This is a genomic window from Bacillus sp. S2(2024), from assembly GCF_050474045.1.
In the GTDB taxonomy this organism is placed as follows: domain Bacteria; phylum Bacillota; class Bacilli; order Bacillales; family Bacillaceae_G; genus Bacillus_A; species Bacillus_A yunxiaonensis.
The window spans coordinates 358,455-380,137 of the sequence record NZ_JBFLUS010000003.1; the positions used below are offsets into that span (position 1 = coordinate 358,455).

The window sequence follows — 21,683 nt, forward strand, 5'->3', positions numbered from 1 at the left end:
TTTCTTTAATTTTCATGAAAGCTTGTTTCCCTTCATACACTTTTATAAGGGAATGTGTAAGGAGGGGACAGAGATGAGAAGTAGTGAGGACAAAGCATTACAATATGCAATTGCAGAAATTACGGAAATTGCGACAGGATTTGGGTTAGATTTTTATCCGATGCGTTATGAAATTTGTCCAGCCGATATAATTTATACATTTGGTGCATATGGTATGCCAACGCGTTTTTCACATTGGAGTTTTGGGAAGCAATTTTATAAGATGAAACTGCACTATGATTTAGGACTTAGTAAAATATATGAGCTCGTTATTAACTCTGATCCATGTTATGCCTTTTTGCTCGATACAAATTCATTGATTCAAAATAAACTTATTGTCGCTCATGTATTAGCGCATTGTGATTTCTTTAAAAACAATATTCGTTTTTCTAATACGAAACGCGATATGGTTGAAAGTATGGCGGCAACTGCAGAGCGAGTTAAAAATTATGAACATAAATACGGAAAAAAAGAAGTAGAAACTTTTTTAGATGCTGTGCTAGCCATTCAAGAGCATATTGATCCTTCCCTTATGAGACCAAAGCTTGCATGGAGTGCGGATGATCAAGAAGAGGAAGAAGTAAAGAGGGCTGCCACACCGTACGATGATTTATGGAATTTAGAGGATCGAAATAAGAAACGAGAGTTACCTAATGTGCGGAAGAAAAGAAAAATTCCTCCGCAGCCAGAAAAAGATTTACTCCTTTTTATTGAAGAATATAGCCGCGAATTAGAAGAGTGGCAGCGTGATATTTTAACGATGATGCGTGAGGAAATGCTGTATTTCTGGCCGCAGCTTGAAACGAAAATCATGAACGAAGGCTGGGCTTCGTATTGGCATCAACGCATCCTTCGCGAAATGGACTTAAGCTCAGATGAAGCAATAGAATTTGCAAAGCTAAACGCAGGGGTTGTACAGCCGTCCAAAACAAGTATTAACCCGTACTATCTCGGCATCAAAATTTTCGAGGATATTGAAGAACGTTACGATAATCCGACAGAAGAAATGATACGCCGAGGCGCAAAACCAAACTCAGGAAGAGAGAAAATCTTTGAAGTACGCGAAATTGAATGGGACGTATCATTCCTGCGAAATTACTTAAACAAAGAACTTGTTATGCGGGAAGATATGTACTTATTCCAGCGGCAAGGGAAGGATTATAAAGTCGTCGATAAAGATTGGGAAAATGTTCGGGACCAGTTAGTCAATATGAGAACAAATGGTGGATTTCCGTATTTAGTTGTTGAAGATGGAGACCATCTAAAGAACGGAGAATTGTACATTAAGCATTGTTATGAAGGAATTGAACTGGACCTGAAATATTTAGAGAAAGTATTGCCATACATTTATCAGTTATGGGGAAGAACGGTGCATATGGAGTCGATTGTGGAGAATAAGAATGTTGTGTTTTCTTATGATGGGAAGATGGTGCATCGGAAGTATGTGTAGCATGAAAAGCTGTTATGAAGAAAAAAGATGGAAGAAGGATCACAGAAATGGTCATACTTTTTTATAAAAGAATGATTCAATTAAATAAATTAAGAGCGTGTTTTGATCAATCTTTCTTCAAAACATGCTCTTTCTTTTTTGCTCGTTTATCAAAGGTTATTCGTATCAATTTGATCAAGCATTATTCGAAAGTTACGTTATGGATCGCCCCATTTTAGATTAACTAACTTACAGAAATAATTGAATAATTTTCCTGTGGAGGGAGATTTTAAGAAGGATGTCGAGGTTGTATTTTCCTGTTGGAATTTTTCAGACAAATGATTTTACCTTCCAAAAATTATTATTTATTCAAAATTTATTTTATGGAAATATTTGTAAAACCTTTCCATCAAGGAATCATTAACGCTAAGGTCAAAGTATAAAAAATCTACTTTTTATAAAAAACATAAACCATATGTTAAATGGGGTAGTATGATGAAAAAACTTCGTAAGATAAAGCGATTAAAGAAAGATATTCAGGCACTTGAGAGTACCAACATACTGCTACCAAATGTTCAAGATTGTGAACTAGAACAGGATATATCTGTGAATGAAAAGGTTTTGAAACAAGTTTTTGAAAATTGTTCCGATATTTTTTTTCGTCCAATTTTCGTAAATAGTCAAACCAAAATTCTCCTTGTTTATATAGATGGATTAGCGGATACAAAAGTAGTAGACCAGGTTGTTTTGAAACCAATGATGTACGAAGGTATGCCTAATGGATTAAAGAGTGTGGACTCAATAGGGGAAATCATTCAAGATCGGCTTATTGCTGTATCCCAAGTAAAGACGGTTTCAAAGGTTCGTGAGGTTATAGAGGGAGTAATGAAAGCTAATATCGTCGTTCTAACAGATGGGGAGAATCAAGCCATAGTTGCTGATTTAAAAGGGTTTGAAAAGCGTAGTATTGAAGAGCCTGCTGCCGAAATCTCTGTTCGTGGCCCTCGGGACGGATTTACGGAAACGCTAAGAGTCAATACAAGCCTTCTTCGCCGAAGAATTCGGAGCCCAAGGCTAAAAATGGAACCCTTTTCGATTGGAGAATTATCACAGACAGATGTGGTGATTGCCTACATTGAGGGGATTGCTCCAGATTCGGTTTTGGAGGAAGTTCGACAAAGGGTTCAGCGAATTCAAATTGATGGGGTGTTGGAGTCAGCCTTCATTGAAGAGTTTATCGAGGATCAACCTTTTTCTCCCTTTCCGCAAATTCAGAATACCGAACGGCCAGATGCAGTGTGTGCAAGCCTATTAGAAGGGAAAGTCGCCATTTTAGTGGATAATACACCTTTCGTTCTGATTGTTCCAATGACATTCTGGACAGGTCTGCAAGCAGCGGAGGACTATTATGAACGCTCCATCTACACAACCTTTATTCGATGGATTCGTTTTGTATTAATCAATATGTCATTATTTCTTCCTTCTCTTTATGTTGCTATTACAACCTTTCACCCGAAATTGATCCCGACAAATTTGCTTATTAGTATTGCAGCGGCGCGAGAAGGCATTCCATTCCCGGCTGTCGTAGAAGCGCTGATGATGGAATTTTTGTTTGAGGGTTTGAGGGAAGCGGGTGTTCGGTTGCCAAAACCCATTGGATCAGCAGTCAGTATCGTGGGAGCACTTGTCATCGGACAAGCTGCCGTACAAGCAGGCATTATCTCGGCACCCTTAGTCATCGTTGTAGCTACAACCGGTATTGCGTCGTTTGCTTTTCCACGCTACAACTTGGGAACAGCTTATCGGATGCTGCGCTTCCCGATGCTACTATTGGCGGGGATGCTTGGGCTGTATGGTGTTGCTATAAGCACCATTGCGATTATGATCCATCTAACTAACATTCGTTCTTTTGGTATTCCTTATCTAAGCCCGGTTGCTCCTCAGATTCCTCGTGATTTGAAGGATGTTTTGATCCGAACGCCTCGGTGGAACATGACCCACCGCCCAAAATTGGTATCTGGAGAGGAGAAAATGCGTTTCCCAGATGGACAACAACCAGGTTCGAAACGAGGAGGGGAGACAGAATGACCCTGCACAAGACACTTTGTACGATACTGGTCATTTCTTTATTTTTCTTGACGGGCTGTTGGGATCGTACGGAATTAAATGACCTGGCAATAGAATTGGGCTGGGGACTTGATCAAGCGAAGAATAACAAGGTTAAAGTTAGCGCTCAATTTATCATCCCTTCAAAAATGGGAATGGGACAGAGTGGAAGAAGTGCTGCAGGAAAATCGGTTTTTATAGAATCGGGAACTGGAAGAGACACAATTGAAGCTGGACAAATGATGCAAACAAAATTGTCAAGAGAAGTCTTTCGAGGGCACCAGCGTGTAATATTGATTGGTGAACAATTGGCTAGACACGGTCTCGCTTCTGTTTTAGATGTCTATAGCCGCGATCCTGATATTCGATTACGAGCAGATGCACTAGTAGTAAAGGGGAGTACTGCAGAACAGTTTCTGGAAGCATCCAAACCTTTAGAAGCTATCCCGGCACTTGGGGCACTTAAAGAACATATGCAAATAGAGAAATTGGGAGATACGTCTTTATTAAATTTTCTTATTGCCGGTACGAGTGACGGAATCACCCCAATCTTGCCCGTTATTAAACTGATCCATATTTCTAAAAAACAAGATAAAACCGGTTTCAAAGGATTTCAAATTGTAGGTGGTGCTATATTTAACAAAGACCTTAAATTGGTAGGATATTTAAATATACAGAAATGGTTAACCACTCTTTGGCTGATTAATCGTTTAAGTAAACAGAATATTACGGCAACTGTCCCCCAAGGAAATGGTAGTGCCAGTTTATATATGACGAAAATTGGCAGAAAAATCATACCCACTATTCGAGGGAACACCATCAAGTGTGACATTGTTCTTTCTGGTGAAGGAACCATTCAGGAGAATAATACGAATTTAGATCTTACGCAGCCTAAAAATCTTGCTCTTTTAGAACATGTATTGGAAAAAAAGGCCGAAAAACAAGCTCTCCAAACCATCAAAAAGGTTCAAAAACAATACGGAACCGATATCTTTGGCTTGGGAGAAGCCATTCATCAAAAATATCCATCCCAATGGAAAGGACTAAAGAAGAATTGGGACAAACAGTTTCGGAAAGTACAGGTCTCTGTCCATGCAAATCTGACCATTCGGCGAGTAGGTCTGACCGGACCATCGTTGCAGTTAAAGAAAAATGAAATAAAAAAATAAGGAGGTATATGGATTGTGAGAAATTCAATGAAAATCTCTGGCACGCAAATCTTTTGGATGATGTTCACATTAGAAGTGGGGCAAACACTTCTTCTGATCATCCCGTCGACGGTCCGTACTGCCAAACAAGATGCATGGATCTCGATAGTGATTGCAGGGCTTGCAGGGCTTGCTATTACTTTTCTAGCAACCAAACTCGGCTCACTTTACCCGAATCAAACTTTGATTGAATTTAGTCAAACCATTCTCGGTAAATGGTTAGGAAAGCTGATGGTGATTCCCTATTTACTTCCATGGTACTGGATTAATGGGATAACCGTCCGTGAATTTGGTGATTTCATTATTACCGCCTTGTTTCATAAAACACCTTTGTGGGTCATTGTCTTTACTGCCATGTTACTGGTTATTTTTATCATTTACCAGGGTGGGGTGGAAGGAATTGGACGCTTAAGTGAAATCGTTGGGCCCATGGTGCTTTTAATGATAACGTTTGTAATCATTTTGAATCTTGGCAATATGAATTGGCATAATATGCTACCCATTTATCAAGATTCGGGATGGCTTTCAATCCTTAAAGGTTCCTATACCCCTGTAGCCGCTTTTTTTGGAGAGTCTGCCATGATGACAATGCTCGTCTTCTTTATGGACAAACCAGACCAAGCGTCATCACGGGCGATGTGGGGAGTAGGACTGGCCGTTTTCATGATAACGATTGGAACATTAGCGGTGATTTTAACATTCGGTCCGAATTTGCCTTCAAGGTTTTTGTATCCAGTTTACGATTTGAGTCGGTTCATATCCGTCATGGAATTCATTCAAAATGTGGATATTTTGATTGTTATTATTTGGTTTTTTAGTATATTTGTTAAACTGGCGTTATATATGTTTCTCGCATGTTATGGAACAGCACAAATGTTTCACCTTAAGGATTGGCGAAAAGTAGCTTGGTTTCTTGCTCCTATTTCGTTTATCATGGCTGTGTCGATTAAAAATATCCACATATTTACCTATTATTATTACATGTTTTTCGTGATTCCAATTGCATTTCCCGTCTATGAGTTAGGGATTCCCTTGCTGTTGTTGGTGGTTGGCAAGATCCGAAGAAAATATGCATAAACTCAATTGGTAGTGTGATTGAATGTAATGGTGAAAGGGTACTTAATTTTTATACGAAAATAAAACGCGTTTTTGAAATTGACCAGCGAAAAGGTTGATGACAAATCTATGAAGAATTGAATTAGATTTAAAATATTTAGAGAAAGTATTACCATATATTTATCAGTTATGGGGAAGAACGGTACATATGGAGTCGGTGGTGGAGAATAAGAATGTTGTGTTTTCATATGACGGGAAGATGGTGCATCGGAAGTATGTGTAAGAGCCGCTGGGGAACCAGCGGCTTTTTTATGTTAAAAATATTTAGATATCATATTTACTTTTAAATTCAAAAATCGCATCAACAGCTTGGTGATACCCGCCCGATTTTTGAAAGGATTCACTAATGTTGCCAACAGCCTCTAGGAAAGATGGATTGTGTAATACTTGGTCCGCAGTTTCACTAAGTTGGTCAGCGTTCAGACTGTGCATACTTAAATTGATACCTGCTCCAATATTAGCAACTCTTTGAGCAACAAAAGGCTGATCCGCGCTTTGTGGGATTACAATTAGCGGAACCTCGTAATAGAGACCTTCATGGGTACTGTTCATTCCACCATGTGTGATAAATAATTTAGAGTGTTTTAGCACTTCGGTTTGTGGAACATAATTTTTTACAATGAAGTTTTTAGGAATATCCCCTAAATCAGATATTTGAACCTTTTTCCCAATAGACATGATAACGGTATGATTAGTGTTCCCAAATGCCTTAAAACAAAGCTTATAGAAATCAATTGCTTGATTAAAGACAGTACCCAGTGAAATATAAATTGGGCTTTTTCCCTTGATTGTAGTAAGGTCGAAGTTTTCTTGCGTTAATCGTGAAGAGATGGATGGACCTACAAATTTGTATGTTTCGTCAAATGTTTCTCCAAAAGGTTGAAATTCTCTAGTTGTATAAACGATTGTAAGTGGTGCAGGGTTACAAAAAACTTCATAAGGAGAATTGATTTCAACACCATATTTTTCTTTAATTTTTGTCGTTAGGTTTTGAAAATCATTGTTTATCTCTTTAGCAACTTCTGTTGGGATATTTTGCGAAAGATGTTCTAACATTCTTTCAAATGACATTTCAGTCTGAGCAAAAGATGTATACGAATTAATTGCAGGGAGCTTTAGAATTTGAGAAAGTAAACGTCCGCAACCAAACATAGAATCGTGAATGATGTAATCAAAATGTTCTCCCTGAATCTGTTCAAGAACGCTAGGTATAATGATATCCGCCGTATGTAAAAGACCGTTGATTCTTTCGGATAAATAATTTCTTCCACCTGAGATAAAGGCTTTTATAAATTTTTGGTCATCAAATGTTCGTACAGTAGCTCCTGTTTTCTCGATACGCTCCCGAAAAGCTTCTGTTGTGAAGTACACTACCTCTTCTCCGCGTTTAATAAGCTCTTGTACAACACCAATTGTTGGATTAATATGTCCTTCTGATCCACCATTAATAAATAAAATACGTGCCATTATAATCACTCCTTAGGTAAAATGTTCTCTAAATTGTGTAATAGTACGGATCACTGTCGTCCATTATTGTTCAACTCAATTACTAGTATCAGAATATACTAGTTGTGTGTCCTCTATGTGACCTAACGTATGCTAAAAAATAAATTTTTCATAACTAATTACTTCATTTTTTACTTTAAACGTTGTTTCTTTCTCTTCTATACAATCCACGAAATGCAAATCGATTATTCTTTTAACAACTGCTAATCTAAGCTCGTAGCTTTTGGGTGTTCTTGTTATGTAAAAACTAATAAAGTAATGGTTTTTCACATCGGAAGTGTGTGTGTAAAGTTCGCTAGGGAAGCCAAACTCTATAGAAAATAAATAACGTGAGCTCGGTACAATACCAGGCTCACGTTATTTTAATTAAAGACTGCTTTCTACAGAATTCATTTCCTTTTGCAGTTTCGTAAATGCACGATACATTCCAACTCTCCAAGATACGATCATCGCAAAAGCAAGTAAGAAGAACATACCGCTTAATTGTCCTAAATCAATTGATTGACTTAAATATTCTTTCATACCGATGCGGACAGCAAGTAACCCGACTAAAATAAAAATAAATGCTTTAGAAGGTATCAAATAGATATCTTTTCCGCGTATTTCAAATTTTGATGTTTTAATAAGAAAAATAGAGAAAAATAAACCAACGATAACTGCTTCCCAAATTTCTGATGTTGTTAATCGAAATTCTGGTAAGATATACATGCATGCTCCCGTACTCATAAAAATCGGAGGGAGTATAATTTTTTTTAACGATACAGGTTTCTTTGCTGATTTTAAGCGAATAATCATCATTCCAATAGCCATGCAAAGAGCAACAATACTCATTATGACAGGGAAGTTTATATTTAAATTCATAATTTATCTCCTTTTATCCTTTGTATGATTTTTTTAATAAAATCATAAACCAAACTAGAGCGATGCCAATGATAGTGTGAGACGTTCCTGCTATATGGCTTAATCCTTTAAAATCAGTTCCATTTATTTGAAGAAGTCCGCGGGCCGCCAATGAACCAACTGTTGAAATCAGTCCTATATTATAAACGATGAACCACGCGTTAAAACCTTTTACTTCATGGAATGCAAATGATTTTGATAATGCAAAGGCAATTAAAAAGAATAAAAATCCAAGAACTAATATATGCGTGTGCAAAAGGTTCAGCAGAGTAGTGCCTTGAATTCCCTGCGCTTTTGCAAATTCTCTTGCAAATACACCGGAAAATAAACCGATAATTAAATAGGCAAAAGATGCATTATATAACTTTTTCATAATAACCTCCTAAGGTAGTATTAGCAATGTTTATTTTTGGGAATAGAGCCATATTTAAAAACCATGTTTGAAAGCTACCTTGTCATTCCGTATATGAGGCCAGAAATATATGGGATTAACCAAATGAACCATACGATAACGCTTAGTGTATGGAATGTTGTCATCATTTTTCTATCTTTTCTTATTAACACAACAGTTGCCCAAACAGCATGGAATAGCATAAGTAAAATTGCTGATAAGCCTGTTATTCCGTGAAAGCTGAGGAGAGATCCTGCTGAAGCCATTTTCTCCATTAATGTAGTTCCGAGCGTATCACATACTAGTCCAAGCCAAAAAATAATAACATGCCAAAGTTTTAATGTCTTTTGAAATTTTTCACTCCATACTCCGATTGTATAAAAAATGAGTGCAGCTGTAATACATGTAATAGCAGATGCTAACACGTTCATCATTCCTTCCTAAGAATCATTTGCTTTACATAAAGCATGTTACATGAGAATTATGAATAGAATATGAACGCAATATTACATAAAAATTTGCTTAATCATTATATTAGAATTGCATTATGATGTAAATAAAAAGTGAAGGTGTATTTAAAATGAAAGAAAACTTTCTTATTCCCTAGTCAAATAAGGGGATAAGAAAGTTTTTCTAATTTAACATTTGCTTTTAAATTTCGTTGCTTTTTAGTAATTTTCCATCTCGAAGTGTTAAAATTCGATCACATACATCAAGCATTTTTTCATCGTGTGTAATCATAATTGCTGCTTTTTTCTTTTTCTTAACTTCATGCTTCATTAATTCAACTACTTCTCTAGCACGTTTTGAATCAAGACTAGCAGTAGGTTCATCAGCTAAAATTAAGTCTGGATTATTCATAAAAGCACGAGCAATGGCTACACGTTGTTTTTCACCGCCTGAAAGTTGATTTGGATAATGATTCATTCGATGCGATAATCCAAATGTTTTCAGTAATTCAGTTGCAAATTTGTCAGCTTCTTTTTTATTTTCTCCCTTTAACTTAGCGATATATAAAAGTTGTTCTTTAACCGATAAGAAAGGTACGAGATTCGCAAATTGGAATATAAAACCGATTTTTTCTAGACGAATACTTGTCATCTCTTTTTCTGATAAATTCGTTACGTTTTGGTTAGAAATATAAATGTTTCCTTTTGAAGGAGAGAGAAGTGCACCTGCAATGGAAAGCAATGTACTTTTTCCTGAACCTGATGGACCAACAATACCGATAAATTCGCCCTCTTTTACATCTAATGTAATTGGATGCAGGGCAGTTACTTCTGTATCTCCTTCGCCATATACTTTACTTACTTGTTCAAGCTTTAATAATGACGCTGGGTTATCCCATTTCACTTCTGTTACCATTACATTCCACCTCCGATTGCTTCTAGTGCATCTACTTTCAATACTTGATATAGAGAAATTAGTGTACCGAATATACTAATTAAGATAAAGATACCTGAATATTGCGCGATTGTTGTTGTTGTTAATAAGAATGGCATGCCGGCTGGTAAAATAGTTTCCACTGCAAGGATTAAGCCAATGCCGATTACAAGAGCAACACCAGATAAGAACATAGATTGTACAACTAAATTACCTGCTAAATATGAGTTTTTTGTACCGATTGCTTTTAATACGCCTAATTGGTGTGTTTTTTGTAATGTAATAACATAGAAGAAAACACCGATTAATAATGCCGAAATTACAAGTAAGAACGCAATAATCATCGTTAATGTTCCCTGTTCTTCTTTATAACCTGGAATACCTTGCAATACTTCTTTTTTATCAACAATTTTTACATTATCTGCATTATCGATTTTTTTATCAGTATTTAGAGCGATGATACTGTAATCTTTTTCATTTGGCATTGCAATGCTGCTCCATACATTTTCATTCATATGAACAACTGGTGTATGGCTGAACATTTGATTTTCTGTAAAACCGACAACTTTGAAAGTTTTCTTAGAAATAGGATCTATTAACTTATCTCCAAGCTTTATACCTTTTTCTTTGATGGATTCATCAGCAACGATTTCATCGTCTGCTAAAGCACTGTTTTTCCCTTCAATCACTTTTGGGGCAATGAATGAATCTTGTTTACTTGAAAAAATAGCAGCGTCAACTTTCTTTGAACTTCCTTCTTTTTCAAATGTCGTCATTTTAAGATGCATTGGAACCGCATCTTTTTCATTAACTTGTGCTAATACTTTATCTACGTCGTCTTTCTTAATTTGAGAGCGTAATAATTTACCCTCGGCATCACTTGATACGACAAACTTGTCTGCTTTCATTTCGATAATGGAAGAGGCATTATCATGAGATAAACCATTTGCTAAACCTGATATGATAAGTACAAGAAATGATAAAAGTATCATAATTGTACCGATTAATCCGTATCGTAATTTTGATTGTTTTAATTCTTTAAGTGCTAAAAACATTACGTCCATTCCTCCTTGTTTCGTTCTATGCTCTTATCATAAAGAGGAAATATGAACGGAATATGAACAAAAGATTACAGATTTTCCGAACAGGAAAGTGCGCGTAAAACGTAGCCGTCTTTAAACGTGATAGTCTCAAAAAAGAAGAGCCTATCCTTTAGATAGACTCTTCTTCTTTTTTTGGAAGATAAATAGAGAAGGTAGTGCCTTTTCCAAGCTCACTATCAACCGTTATTGCTCCGCCATGAAGATCAACGACTTTTTTTACAATAGAAAGACCTAATCCGCTTCCGTTTACATTTCTGTTTCGGGCAGTATCGACTTTATGAAAACGATCAAATATTTTTTTTATTTCATTCTCCGGTATACCAATACCTATATCAGTAATGGAAATACGCCATTCTGTTTCCAGTTCTTCTGCTTCAAATGAAATCGTTCCGCCGCTTTCTGTAAATTTAATGCTATTGGTAAACAAGTTGGTCCATACTTGATGAAGCAAGTTTTCATCTCCGTAAATTTGTATGCTAGGAACATCCATTTCAACTGCAAGTTCTTTTGTTCGCCATTCCCACTCAAGCATAAAAATAATATCTTTTATTTGTTTCCCTAAATCAACAGGTTGCTTAAGTAAGGTAAGATCTTCTTTATCAAGCGATGCTAACATTAATAATTGTTTACATAAACTGGACATGCGCCTGCTTTCTGATTCAATGATTTCTAAGTAATATGTTTGCTCAGATTTCGTTAAATCATTTGTTTGTAATGTTTTGGAGAATCCTTGAATAGATGATAATGGTGACTGAAATTCATGCGAAACATTCGAAACAAATTCTTGTCGCATCTGCTCTGAATTTCGTAATCTTTTGGCCATTTTCCGAAAGCTAGTAGCAAGTGTTCCAATCTCATCGCGCCGATTTTCTGGCAGTGCTAAATCATAGTTACCACTTGCAATTTCTTTTGTCGCGCCTGTAAATCTTTGAATAGGGCGAACGACAAAGCGGGTAGCTATCGCGATACAAATGAGGCTGATTATAATAGTTAATCCTAATAAGACAGCATAGAAAATACGTAATTCTCCAAATTGCTGTTGAATATCTGGGCGAATAAATAGCGCATACACTTTACCATTATTTTTAATAGGAATTCCTATACTATTCGAAAGTGTATTATCAAAAAATCCGGTAGCAAATAAACGATTAGGATATGTTAAAATCCCATTGTATATATTTCCGTTTAATACATGTTCAATCGTCCCTGCGCTAATATTCATTTTCTTGAAATCATCGCCGTACCGCTTACCTTGTTTTTTATCGTCTACTAAGTAAATTTCAAAGCCGAGGCTAGAAATAGATTGTAAATAATCATCTTTAGTAAGTTCTGTATTCTTTTCATATAAATACTTTACTTCTTCTGCATACTTTAAAATTTTCTCACTGTTATATGATTTTAAGTACACATGATAATATACATTTGTAAGTAAAAATGCTACAACACTACTAATTAACATAATAAAAATCGATATAATGACAAATCGTGAATATAATGATCGCATAGTATTTCACCTCTAATTCATTTTTCTAATTTTGGACAGTAAGACTTCCACCTTAAAATTTTGAGAAATAAACAGAGAAGTGGGGAGGAAGAAAAAACTGACGGAGTTCTACGTTTGTAGAATAAGAAATGTTTATGAACAGAAGATGAACACGTTATTACAATTGCGAATAAAGCGAAAAGTGTGCTGTCAACAAATCTGATAGCACACTTTTCATTTTATCCCGGATTAACGGGCAGTAAGACCCCCACCTCAAGAGTGAGAGAAAAGGGGAGAAGATAGGTGGGGGATAACTGCCCGTAAAAGCCCGATTGGTTCAACTAACCATCAGTGGGGGGGAAGAAAACCCCCACTGATGGAAGTTTCACTTTATTTAAATGATGAACCATTAGGTTATTTCAAATCTGTTGGAATTGAAGAAATTTGCTTAGAACGGTTTAGTTTGAAAAAAATTAGAATCGAAGGGAGCAGCATACCACGAACAAGGAACGTATCAATCAAAATGCCCATTGTCATTGTCAATCCGAACAGAAAGAGTTCCTGAAGTGGTTGCGTAATGAGTACGCCGAATGTAGCTGCGAGTATGATACCTGCTGATGAAATGACGCCTCCCGTTAAAGCAACCCCGCGTGCCACAGCTTCTTTCCATTCATATTTTTGCGCCTCTTCCTTGATTCGGGATACAAGCATAATATTATAATCGACTCCTAATGCAATAAGAAACACAAAGGTGTAGACCGGCAGACGATAGCTAATCGAGTCGTAACCTAAAATATAATGAAAGATCATCCATCCTAGCCCTAGGGTTGCCGCATAGGAAAGTAACATTGTTATCATCATTGTTAGTGCTATAATGATAGATCTTGATTGGAATGCAAGCATAATGAAAATGAAAATTGAAATGAGTGAGAACGTCATGATTGTATCTTTTTGATTTAAAGATTGCACATCTAGTTGCTGTGCTGTCTGCCCACTATAATGCAATGAATATTGCTGTGAATCAAAGCCGCTCTTTGTTAACAAGTCCTTACTATTGTCTCGTAGTTTATTTATTGTATTTAAAGCTGCTTTGTCGTAAGGATTGTCTTGTAAAGTCAATTGCAGTCTGATGGCATGCTTTTCTTCTGATAAGAAATTTTTTGGTAAGTTCGCATTGGGTGCCGCTAATGCGGAAGTGATTTCCGGTGTGACGGTGTTTATCCCATCTAGTTTTTTCATTGCGTTTGATAATGAAGCTAATTTATCAAGGAAGGATTGATCCAGTACAATTTTTTTGTCTGATTTTAAAATGACAGTCACAGGTGCTAATTGTCCTGGTGGAAAGTTTTCCTCCAAAATTTCAAAACCTTGCCGCGATGAAGTGTCATTTGGAAATGACTTCATTAAATTAAATGAATATTTCATGGATCCGACATTAATTGAGGCAAGGATTAGCATAATTAAAAGTATACCTGCTGTGATGGAAGGCTTTTTCTTTACAAGAGTGCCTACATTTGTCCAGAAGCCGCTTAACTTTTCTTCTTTTTCGGCTACTTTTGGAATGAAAGGCCAAAATGCTTTTCGACCTACTAGTGCAAATAGAGCGGGAATGAGTGTGATGCCTCCAAGAAGAATGAACACCATGGCAACTGAAAATACTGGGGCAAAGTTATGATATGCATTAAAAACAGCAAAGAACAATGTAAGCATCGCAACCAGCACTGTTCCGCCGCTGAATAAAATAGGTTCTATTACTTGCGTTAATGCGACTTGCATAGCCTCGTATTTTGAACTCCTCTTTTTTAACTCTTCTCTATAACGGGCTAAAATGAACAAACAATAATCTGTTAAAACTGCAAAGAGCAGAATCATCATAATGGAAAGAGCTTGTTTTTCAACGACGAACCATCCATTTTGGCCTGCTAATCCTAAAATGCGATCGACTACTTCATATACGATACCAGCAATGATTAATGGAATGACAGCGAGCAATGGGGAGCGATAAATGATGATTAATATAATGAGAATTAATCCGATTGTTGCAAACATTAATACGAAGTCAGCATTTTTGAACAGCGTAATCGTATCCGCTGCAATTCCAGCTGGACCTGTAATCTCAAGCTTTAAGTCACCGATATCCATTTGTTTTACATGGTTTCGAATTTGATCTAATGTTTCATAAATTTGATCTGATTCTAAACCTTTTGTTAGGGCAACATTTAAAAGAATGGTTGTGTTATCTTTGGAAAACATTTTATCTTGTGTGGCTTTTGGGAGTTGGTGAAATGGTAAGGCACTTGCTACATTTTTGGGTTTATCATCTGAAGAAAGCCACTTGCTAATTTCTGAAATTTTTGCGCGCTCAGCCTCAGTGATGGCGTTTTTTCCATGAAAAACAAGGAGGGCGACGGCACCATCTTTAGATGGAAATTGTTCGTCTACTATCTTTTGCGCTACAGCAGACGGCGTATCTTCATGTATGCTTCCTTCACCACTACTTGTTGCGTACTTTTTGGCTGATGGTGCGATGAAACTTAAAACGCCGATAGCAAGAATCCAAGCAATTAAAACTATTTTGGCACCCTTTGGACTACTTATGAAGCGGGCAAGTTTGGATAAAGGACGATTCATCACATATGTAACCTCCTTTTTTAGTTTCAGGAAAATTTTAGAATAGAAATATGAACGGAATATGAACAGAATATTACAAAAATTATGTCGATAATTAGCTGTTAACTTTGTTTCTGTTTATTGAAAGAAAGGCGAAGAGGAGAGATGGGGGATAACCGCTGGTATGCGCCCGATTGGTGAGAGCTTTCTATCAGTAAGGGATGAAAAATTCCCAAATGATAGAAGGTTCACTTTATCATAAAAAAATAAAAAAGAGGGGTTTACAAAATACCCTGCAGGGTATAATATACGTGTATAAGGTTAAATAAACACTTTACTTTAATATAAAACAAATGAAAGTATGGAGGTGCTTATACATTGGAATATAGCCAAGATATGAAAAATCGTTTGAAGCGAATTGAAGGACAAATTCGCGGTGTGCTTCGCATGATGGAAGAGGGAAAAGATTGTAAGGAAGTAATTACACAATTGACTGCATCACGCTCTGCCATGGATCGTACGATTGGATTAATTGTCGGAACGAACTTAGAAAAATGCCTTCGCGAGCAGTTTGAAAAAGGTGATACATCTAATGAAGATGTAATCAAAGAGGCTGTACAACTACTTGTAAAAAGTAGATAATCTGTCAATTTATTTGACAGATTTTAAAAACGATTTTAATATACCCATGCAGGTATATGTATAATAATAGTTTCAGGAGGAAGGAAACATGAGTATAAAAGTGAATACTACTTTGGATTGTAAAGGTTTAGCATGCCCGATGCCAATTGTTCGGACGAAGAAAGCAATGGACACACTAGAAGCAGGGCAAGTCATTGAAGTGGAAGCGACAGATAAAGGCTCAGTAGCTGATATTCAAGCTTGGGCGAAAAATGTAGGACATCAATATCTCGGTACGAAAGACGAGAACGGTGTTTTGAAGCATTATTTACGAAAAGCACGTCAAGAGGAAATGAAGGAAGCCATTCAATATCTTCATACAATGACCAATGAAGAACTACAAAATAAATTAGCATCTCAAGAAGATTGTATTGTATTAGATGTACGGGAACCAGTTGAATTTGCTTTTGGTCATGTGCCATCTGCTGTCTCAATTGCGTTTGGTGATTTAGACGAAAGATGGAGTGAGCTTGATAAAACAAAACCGATTTATGTCATTTGCCGCACAGGTAGCCGCAGTGATCTAGCATGTCAGTTATTAGAAAAACAAGGTTTCTTGAATGTAAAAAATGTAGTCCCTGGTATGTCGCAGTGGCAAGGTACTTTGGAGAAGGAATAAAGAGCTTTTTATTTTTTTAAATGAAAATATACCATAGGGGGTAAGGTAATGGGTATTGTAGGATTACAAGCGAAAGATGTTGCTGAGAAGGTGTTGTTTGAAGAACTATTTATTTTAGATGTTCGTAATGAAGCAGATTATGTGGATTGGAAAATCGAAGGAAAGCAAGTAGCATCTATTAATAAGCCATACTTTGATCTATTAGAATGTGTAGACGGTATTTTGGCTGAATTGCCAAAAAATCAAGATATTCTTGTTGTATGTGCGAAAGAAGGATCTTCTATGTTTGTCGCTGAACAACTCGTAGAAGCTGGCATAGAGAATGTCTATTATTTAGTTGGTGGTATGAAAGCTTGGAGTGAGTATGTTAAACCAATTAAAGTAGGTAATTTAAAAGATGGCGGCAGTATTTATCAATTTAACCGCGTCGGAAAAGGTTGTTTATCATATATGGTTGTTTCGAATGGTGAAGCGGCAGTGATTGATTCTGTACGCACAATCGAAGCTTATGAAAATTTTGCGAAAGAACAAGGTGTTGTAATTACGAATGTTTTAGATACACATTTACATGCCGATCATATTTCTGGCGGTCGTAAGTTAGCTGAGAAGGTAAACGGTACGTATTGGTTACCACCAAAAGATGCAGAAGAGGTCGTATTTTCTTATGAGCCGCTTGTAGAAGGAACTGTTATTACAGTTGGAACAACAAAAATTGACATTCAAGCAATTTATTCACCAGGTCATACAATTGGAAGTACGTCATTTATCGTAGATGATTCTTATCTTCTATCAGGTGATATTTTATTTGTAGATTCCATCGGTCGCCCAGATCTTGCGGGTAAGGCAGAAGACTGGGTAAGTGATTTACGTACTACTTTATATAAACGTTACAAAGAACTATCTCAAGAGTTAGTTGTTTTACCAGCTCATTATTCTAAAGTGAGTGAACTGGATGAACAAGGCATAGTTAGCGCAAAATTGAAAGATTTATTTGTACAGAATGCAGGATTAAATATTGAGGATGAGGCTGAGTTTCGTAAAACAGTTACAGAAAACTTACCACCACAGCCGAATGCATATCAAGAAATTCGTCAAACGAATATGGGGAAAATCAATCCAAATGAAGAAGAACAACGTGAAATGGAAATAGGACCAAATCGCTGTGCAGTACATGAATAACATGAGATTCTAATTATCTTCTATTAGGAAACAAATTTACAATAAAACATACCACTGGAGGTATATAAAATGAATGTAAAACAAGTATTAGATGCAAAAGGATTAGCATGCCCAATGCCAATCGTCAGAACAAAAAAAGCGATGGATGCCTTGCAATCTGGAGAGGTGCTAGAGGTTCATTTAACAGATAAAGGTGCTATAAAAGATATTCCAGCATGGTCACAAACAGGTGGACATGAAGTATTACAACATGTTGAAGAAGACGGAGTTTTAAAGTTCTGGATTAAAAAGGCATAAGAAATTTGGAGGGCATGTTGGATGAGTACGAATGCAGTATTGAACATCGTTTTTATTACACTTATTGCTTGGTTTATTGTTTCTCGTTTTTTACCTGTTAAGGGAGTAAAAAATATAAGTGGAAAAGAACTAAAAGATGAGATTATGAAAAAGAATAAGCAATTGATTGATGTACGTACACCAGGGGAATTTAGAGGCAATCATATTCACGGATTTCGTAACATTCCATTAAATGAACTAGTGCAAAAAGCAAATAGCTTAGATAAAAATAAAGAAGTGGTTGTAATTTGCCAGAGTGGAATGAGAAGTAAACAAGCAACAAAAATATTAAAAAAACTAGGATTCAAACACATTGTAAATGTTTCAGGCGGTATGAACGCTTGGAGTTAAGGAGGATGTATGAAAAATGAAAGAAATCACTGCGAAAGAATTAGAACATAAACTTATGAGTAATGAAACGGTAAACATGATTGATGTGCGTGAGGTAGAAGAAGTTGCGGAAGGGAAAATTCCAGGAGTGCTTCATATTCCACTTCGCTTATTAGAGTTTCGTATGCATGAGTTAGATAAACATAAAGAGTACGTAATTGTATGTCGCTCTGGTGGCAGAAGCTCGCGAGCAGTTCAGTTTTTAGAAAGTCATGGTTTCCAAGTTATCAATATGAATGGTGGTATGTTGGCTTGGGAAGGGAAAACAGAGTAGTTATGAAATAGATGAACAGAAGATAAAAAGTCCTTTCAGTTGTGAAAGGGCTTTGTACAGATTTTTTAATTACCTATACGGGTATAAGTAATAATAGGAGGAGTCAATATGGAACAAAAGAAAAAAACAACAATAGTGTTATTTAGCGGAGATTACGATAAAGCGATGGCAGCGTATATTATCGCAAATGGTGCAGCAGCTTATGATCAAGAAGTAACCATTTTCCATACATTTTGGGGATTGAACGCGCTTCGGAAAGATGAGCCGATAAAAGCAAAGAAAAATTTTTTAGAGAAAATGTTTGGAAAGATGATGCCCCGCGGTGCAGATAAGATGGGGTTATCGAAAATGAATTTTGCAGGCATGGGACCGAAAATGATTAAGCATGTCATGAAAAAACATAATGCAATGCCACTGCCAGATTTAATTGATATGGCGAAAGAACAAGGAATAAAACTAGTCGCTTGTCAAATGACAGTGGATTTATTAGGACTAAAAGAAGAAGAAATTATGGAAGATGTCGAATTTGCAGGAGTTGCAGCATATTTAGCGGATGCGTCTGAAGGAAATGTAAACTTGTTTATTTAACTTCAACCCCTTTTAAATCTCTAATGGGTAGTTGTACGTATCGAAATAAAGAAATTGATTAGGGTATTCTATGAATAGGATACCTTCTTTTCAAAAGGGGGAAGAATGAACATGAGCCTTGGCTTTATCATTGTGCTCTTTATAATTGGCTTTATCGGTTCATTTATTTCAGGAATGGTCGGCATTGGTGGTGCCATTATTAACTATCCCATGATTTTGTATATTCCCGCGTTATTAGGATTTGCTGGGTATACGGCACATGAAGTAAGTGGAATTACAGCTGTACAAGTATTTTTTGCGACTTTTGCAGGTGTATGGGCGTATCGTAAAAGTGGTTATATAAATAAAAAATTAGTGTTATATATGGGAACGAGTATTTTAGTAGGAAGTTTTATAGGGAGTCTCGGTTCAAAGGTATTAGATGAGAATCAAGTAAATATTGTGTATGCGATTTTAGCTACAATTGCAGCCATTATGATGTTTGTACCGAAAAAGAATCGTGATGATCTTCCTTTAGAGGAACTTACGTATAATAAATGGTTAGGCAGTGTTTTAGCTTTTATTGTAGGCTCTGCTTCAGGGATTGTTGGAGCAGGAGGAGCTTTTCTTCTAGTACCTATTATGCTTGTTATCCTGAAATTGCCTACACGTATGACAATCGCAACGTCATTAGCGATTACGTTTATTTCATCTATAGGTATTATGGTTGGAAAAATTTCTACGGGACAAGTGGTTGTATTTCCTTCTATTATCATTGCTATCGCAAGTTTACTTGCATCCCCTATCGGAGCGAGTGTCGGTAAAAAAATGAATCCAAAAATATTACAGTGGATATTAGCGATATTAATTGTCGCAACATCGGTTAAAATTTGGATGGATATGTTGTTGTAATATACTCACTTTGCTTTTGTGCAAGAAATTTTGTCGTAAGGATTTTCTTGCGCAAAAGCTTTTTGTAAAGGGGGCTTTGCCTTCCACTGATGAAAAACTCTTACTATTTAAAAGAAGCCATATAAAAAATAAGCCCTATTTTCATAGGACTTATCTCTCACATTAATTGTCATTGGTTGATTTAGTTGTTTTACTCTTGGATGATGATTTTTGATTATCATCTGATTCTTCTTGTTCTACACGCTTTGTATCAGCAGGAAGTCCAAGGTGATCACGAAGTTGTTTTGTTATGTTAGCTATGCTTTTTTTATCAGGCATGTAGTAATACGTATGTTTCGGAGCATAAGTAGGTTTACAGATTTTATCCTCTGACATATAGCAGTCTTCGCCGGCTAGTTGTTCTTTTGTAATTGAAGAACCTATACCATATTTGTAGAATGATAACATGTCATCAAATGAGAAGTTTGTTTTAAAATCCCCATTAATATCATCAATGATTTTTCCTACTTTTGTTATGGAGCCAGCACTCGCTAATTTTTTCACAGTAGCTTCAATAACAAGCTGTTGACGTTGACCGCGCATAGCATCGCTATCGATTTTGCGTGTTCTTGCTAAGGCTAGGGCTTGTTCTCCATTTAGATGCTGGTATCCTTTCTCAAGATGTATGGCACCAGCTGTATCGTTACTATCTTGTTCTGTAAATGTAACGGGTACATCCATGTCGATTCCCCCTAAATCATCGACAACTTTAATGAAAGATTTAAAGTTAAATTTTACAAAATAATCGACAGGAACATTAAATAGTTTTTCTACTGCATCAATAGTAGCTTGAGGGCCACCATCTTTTCCATTTTTCACAGAACCAAATGCATATGCATGTGCAATTTTATCTTTTTTCTTTTCTATTGGAAGATACGAGTATGTATCACGTGGAATACTTACTAGTTTTACTGTTTTGCTATCTTTATTAAAAGTTGCCAGTAGCAGCGCATCTGTATGAAATGAGCCAGCGTACTCTTTTTCGCGTCCTTGATTTTCATCAATCCCCATAATTAAAACTGATACGTTATTAGAAATGGGTTTGACAGCCTGTTCACGTAATTTGGATTTATCACCGCGTTCTAGATCATGAGAAGCATTTCGCACAGCAGAAGATGCCTTATTCACTAAAAACCAAGTGTAGCCTCCCCCGCTAACTAAAAATAATACAAGAACAAGTGCTGCAATTTTAAAACCTTTATAGCTTTTTTTATGCCTATGTTCACGCAAATTTGGTTGTTGATCCATTTGATATACTCCCTTATCAATAATTGAAGCTAGTGTAACGCTTATATCAATTAATTATAATTCTTTGTTATAAAAAAGAACATTACAAATTACTTACAATTTACGAATTTTCGGTCTATTTTTTATAAAAAAATCTGTCCAAAAAGTAGTTATTTAGATACTAG

General features: G+C 36.3%; 21 protein-coding genes and 1 pseudogene. 13 read left to right on the top strand and 9 right to left on the bottom strand.

All coding sequences use genetic code 11. The annotated features are described in order from the left end of the window. Positions 1-73: 73 nt before the first annotated feature. From AB1284_RS01990 to AB1284_RS02010, 5 genes and pseudogenes are all read left to right on the top strand, one after another. Positions 74-1,489, top strand: a complete 1,416-nt coding sequence (locus tag AB1284_RS01990) for a SpoVR family protein (RefSeq protein WP_429752079.1) — start codon at positions 74-76, stop codon at positions 1,487-1,489. 471 nt (positions 1,490-1,960) lie between these two features. Then, positions 1,961-3,556, top strand: a complete 1,596-nt coding sequence (locus AB1284_RS01995; protein WP_429752077.1) for a spore germination protein — start codon at positions 1,961-1,963, stop codon at positions 3,554-3,556. Beyond that, positions 3,553-4,743, top strand: coding sequence for a Ger(x)C family spore germination protein (locus AB1284_RS02000; RefSeq protein WP_429752075.1), 1,191 nt, complete (start codon positions 3,553-3,555; stop codon positions 4,741-4,743). Before AB1284_RS01995 ends, AB1284_RS02000 begins: the two co-directional genes overlap by 4 nt. A 27-nt stretch (positions 4,744-4,770) precedes the next feature. Beyond that, the gene (locus AB1284_RS02005) at positions 4,771-5,859 is read left to right on the top strand and encodes a GerAB/ArcD/ProY family transporter (RefSeq protein WP_429754373.1); all 1,089 of its coding nucleotides are present in this window, start codon (positions 4,771-4,773) and stop codon (positions 5,857-5,859) included. A 115-nt stretch (positions 5,860-5,974) separates the two neighbouring features. After that, positions 5,975-6,121: pseudogene (locus tag AB1284_RS02010) on the top strand (stage V sporulation protein R); the annotation flags it as partial. Positions 6,122-6,162: 41 nt separating this feature from the next. Here the strand turns inward: AB1284_RS02010 and AB1284_RS02015 are convergent. The 8 genes from AB1284_RS02015 to AB1284_RS02050 all read right to left on the bottom strand — a co-directional run bounded on the left by AB1284_RS02015 (position 6,163) and on the right by AB1284_RS02050 (position 15,295). After that, positions 6,163-7,365 (bottom strand): macrolide family glycosyltransferase, encoded by a 1,203-nt coding sequence (locus tag AB1284_RS02015; protein ID WP_429752073.1) that lies wholly within the window; start codon positions 7,363-7,365, stop codon positions 6,163-6,165. A gap of 405 nt (positions 7,366-7,770) precedes the next feature. Beyond that, positions 7,771-8,265, bottom strand: coding sequence for a CcdC family protein (locus AB1284_RS02020; protein WP_429752071.1), 495 nt, complete (start codon positions 8,263-8,265; stop codon positions 7,771-7,773). A gap of 13 nt (positions 8,266-8,278) precedes the next feature. After that, entirely contained in the window at positions 8,279-8,677 is a 399-nt protein-coding gene (locus AB1284_RS02025) for a DUF2871 domain-containing protein (RefSeq protein WP_429752069.1), read from the bottom strand. A 74-nt stretch (positions 8,678-8,751) separates the two neighbouring features. Further along, positions 8,752-9,120: an HsmA family protein gene (locus tag AB1284_RS02030; protein ID WP_429754372.1), complete on the bottom strand. Its 369-nt coding sequence runs from the start codon at positions 9,118-9,120 to the stop codon at positions 8,752-8,754. A 226-nt stretch (positions 9,121-9,346) separates the two neighbouring features. Beyond that, entirely contained in the window at positions 9,347-10,060 is a 714-nt protein-coding gene (locus tag AB1284_RS02035; RefSeq protein ID WP_336483299.1) for an ABC transporter ATP-binding protein, read from the bottom strand. Next, positions 10,060-11,133 (bottom strand): ABC transporter permease, encoded by a 1,074-nt coding sequence (locus tag AB1284_RS02040; RefSeq protein WP_429752067.1) that lies wholly within the window; start codon positions 11,131-11,133, stop codon positions 10,060-10,062. Before AB1284_RS02040 ends, AB1284_RS02035 begins: the two co-directional genes overlap by 1 nt. 157 nt (positions 11,134-11,290) lie before the next feature. Beyond that, a complete protein-coding gene (locus AB1284_RS02045; RefSeq protein WP_429752065.1) occupies positions 11,291-12,685 on the bottom strand; it encodes a sensor histidine kinase in 1,395 nt (464 codons plus the stop codon). Between the two features lie 393 nt (positions 12,686-13,078). Further along, the gene (locus tag AB1284_RS02050; RefSeq protein WP_429754371.1) at positions 13,079-15,295 is read right to left on the bottom strand and encodes an MMPL family transporter; all 2,217 of its coding nucleotides are present in this window, start codon (positions 15,293-15,295) and stop codon (positions 13,079-13,081) included. A gap of 357 nt (positions 15,296-15,652) precedes the next feature. Between AB1284_RS02050 and AB1284_RS02055 the strand changes: the two genes are divergently transcribed. The 8 genes from AB1284_RS02055 (at position 15,653) to AB1284_RS02090 (ending at position 20,232) form a co-directional block, all read left to right on the top strand. Further along, positions 15,653-15,916 (top strand): metal-sensitive transcriptional regulator, encoded by a 264-nt coding sequence (locus AB1284_RS02055; protein ID WP_154712724.1) that lies wholly within the window; start codon positions 15,653-15,655, stop codon positions 15,914-15,916. A gap of 88 nt (positions 15,917-16,004) precedes the next feature. Continuing rightward, the gene (locus AB1284_RS02060; protein WP_429752063.1) at positions 16,005-16,574 is read left to right on the top strand and encodes a sulfurtransferase TusA family protein; all 570 of its coding nucleotides are present in this window, start codon (positions 16,005-16,007) and stop codon (positions 16,572-16,574) included. Between the two features lie 48 nt (positions 16,575-16,622). Beyond that, on the top strand, positions 16,623-17,753 hold the full coding sequence (locus AB1284_RS02065; RefSeq protein ID WP_429752062.1) for an MBL fold metallo-hydrolase: 1,131 nt from the start codon (positions 16,623-16,625) through the stop codon (positions 17,751-17,753). Between the two features lie 69 nt (positions 17,754-17,822). Then, entirely contained in the window at positions 17,823-18,050 is a 228-nt protein-coding gene (locus tag AB1284_RS02070) for a sulfurtransferase TusA family protein (RefSeq protein ID WP_429752060.1), read from the top strand. Between the two features lie 21 nt (positions 18,051-18,071). Continuing rightward, positions 18,072-18,440: a rhodanese-like domain-containing protein gene (locus tag AB1284_RS02075; RefSeq protein WP_429752059.1), complete on the top strand. Its 369-nt coding sequence runs from the start codon at positions 18,072-18,074 to the stop codon at positions 18,438-18,440. Between the two features lie 16 nt (positions 18,441-18,456). Then, complete coding sequence (locus AB1284_RS02080; protein ID WP_429752058.1) at positions 18,457-18,753, top strand: rhodanese-like domain-containing protein; 297 nt, start codon at positions 18,457-18,459, stop codon at positions 18,751-18,753. 108 nt (positions 18,754-18,861) lie between these two features. Beyond that, positions 18,862-19,341, top strand: a complete 480-nt coding sequence (locus AB1284_RS02085) for a DsrE/DsrF/DrsH-like family protein (RefSeq protein ID WP_098308181.1) — start codon at positions 18,862-18,864, stop codon at positions 19,339-19,341. Positions 19,342-19,452: 111 nt separating this feature from the next. Next, entirely contained in the window at positions 19,453-20,232 is a 780-nt protein-coding gene (locus AB1284_RS02090) for a sulfite exporter TauE/SafE family protein (RefSeq protein WP_429752056.1), read from the top strand. 162 nt (positions 20,233-20,394) lie between these two features. Here AB1284_RS02090 and AB1284_RS02095 read toward each other — a convergent pair whose 3' ends face one another. Beyond that, positions 20,395-21,519 carry an LCP family protein gene (locus AB1284_RS02095; protein WP_429752054.1) on the bottom strand — a complete coding sequence of 375 codons (1,125 nt, stop codon included), beginning with the start codon at positions 21,517-21,519 and terminating at the stop codon, positions 20,395-20,397. Positions 21,520-21,683: the final 164 nt, after the last annotated feature.